This is a genomic window from Soonwooa purpurea, from assembly GCF_053891095.1.
Window position 1 is genome coordinate 1 of record NZ_JBSSMA010000053.1, and the last position, 1,705, is coordinate 1,705.

1 protein-coding gene is annotated in these 1,705 nt (G+C 37.2%); it reads right to left on the bottom strand.

Features of this window, described 5'->3' with window-relative positions; translation table 11 throughout:
* Nucleotides 1-75 precede the first annotated feature (75 nt).
* On the bottom strand, nt 76-1,656 hold the full coding sequence (locus tag ACVFVN_RS14660) for an IS1182 family transposase (RefSeq protein ID WP_456235859.1): 1,581 nt from the start codon (nt 1,654-1,656) through the stop codon (nt 76-78).
* Between the last annotated feature and the right edge of the window lie 49 nt (nt 1,657-1,705).

Here is a 1,705-nt window from a genome sequence, read left to right on the forward strand (position 1 = left end):
GGTAACCGTTGCACAACTCAAAACTCAACAAAATAAAATTATATATGACCTCGTTTAAGCCTTTTTAAGCGAGGTTTATTTTTGGAGTATATTCAAAATAATTAAAAATAAAGTGGTTGAAAAAAGCAAATCTTCAAGCCCAATATGACCTGCTTTTAGAGTGCCATACTTTACCTTTGGTAAGGCACAGATTTGGGCAAGTAATTTGGACTTTTTAGGCGTAAATTTCAGGTATTTCTTCAGGTTATAGCAAAGAGCAGCTAAGAGAACATGTTTGTTCGCTTGGGCCATTCCTCGGCTATTGATACGTTTCATATTGTGATGGTTGATTAAAGTACCTAAAACTGGTTCTACCGTTGCACTTCGTCTCTTGACCATCTGTTTAAAATACCGTCTATTCTTGGTAATTTTCTCGTGCATCTTATCGTACAAGGGCTTGTGAATGCTGTCATCTAACTTCTTAAACTTGCTCACTTTACCACAGCATTGGGCTCGAAGGGGGCAATCTTTACAATCCCTTTCACTGCTTCGGTAACTTTTCTTTTGGTAACCTTTACTATCGGTTAAAATACGTTTAAATGGTAAAATCGCTCCATTTCCTCCTTCTTGAATGCATTGATATTGGTCTTTTTCTGCTAGGTAAATAAAGCCTTCACGTTCGGGTTTGTATTGACCAAAATTGGGTATCCAAGCGTCAATATTGTTGTCCTCGCAATACTGCAAACTATCGCCACTACTGTAACCTGCATCGGCTAATACTTGATCGATTTGCATCTCATTACCCTTAAAATTTGCCAAGGTTTGATTCATGATTTCTGAAAAAATCGCACTGTCCTTGCTCCCTGCTGTACTGGCACAGGCGCCCGTTATGACATGGTGTTTATCATCTACGGCTAATTGACCTGCATAATTTAATTGCCTCGGTTTTCCTGGTTTGGTAGAGATTTTTGCATCCGGATCCGTTGGACTATAATGGGTGTGATTACTTAAGAATTTTGGCCGAATTTCTTCGCCATCTTCATTGATTTGGACACTTTTTCGGGCGGCAGGCATCGCTTTAAATTCTTCTTTTTTCCAATTATGGTGTTGTTCAACTAACTTTTTACGTGTTGAAGTGACTTTATATTCACTATTTTCTTCTAATTCGTTGACATATGCAGAAGCATCTTCTAAAACTTCTTTTTCAACCAAACTATCCATGCTGGCATTGGCCTTGATAAATGCACTATCAACCGCTTGACGACGACCTTGCACCATCCCTTTTTTAACGCAAAGACTTAACACTTGACGGAATAGTTCTAAGAAAACTTCTTCTCCTAATAATTGACGTGTTCGGCTAATGGTTGAGTGCCAAGGTAAATCTTCATTTAAATCATATCCTAAAAATAAACGTACATCTAAACAATTGCTACAGTAGCGAATCAATGCCCGATCGCTATTGATGTTGTTGAGATACCCCACCAATAATATCTTGAAAAAGACCACAGGATCAATACTTTTTTGACCTTCTTTTCCATAATATTTTGAGGTCGCTTGATAAAGAAAATCAAATGATAATTCTCGCTGTATTATTCGATAGTAATTATCCAAAGGTACCAATCGATCCAAACTTAAATCGTAAAATAATTGGGGTGTAAATTCTTTTTTGCCTTGCATAATAACAAGTTAAGAAATTTTACGTTATTCTAGTTGTGCAACAGGCACA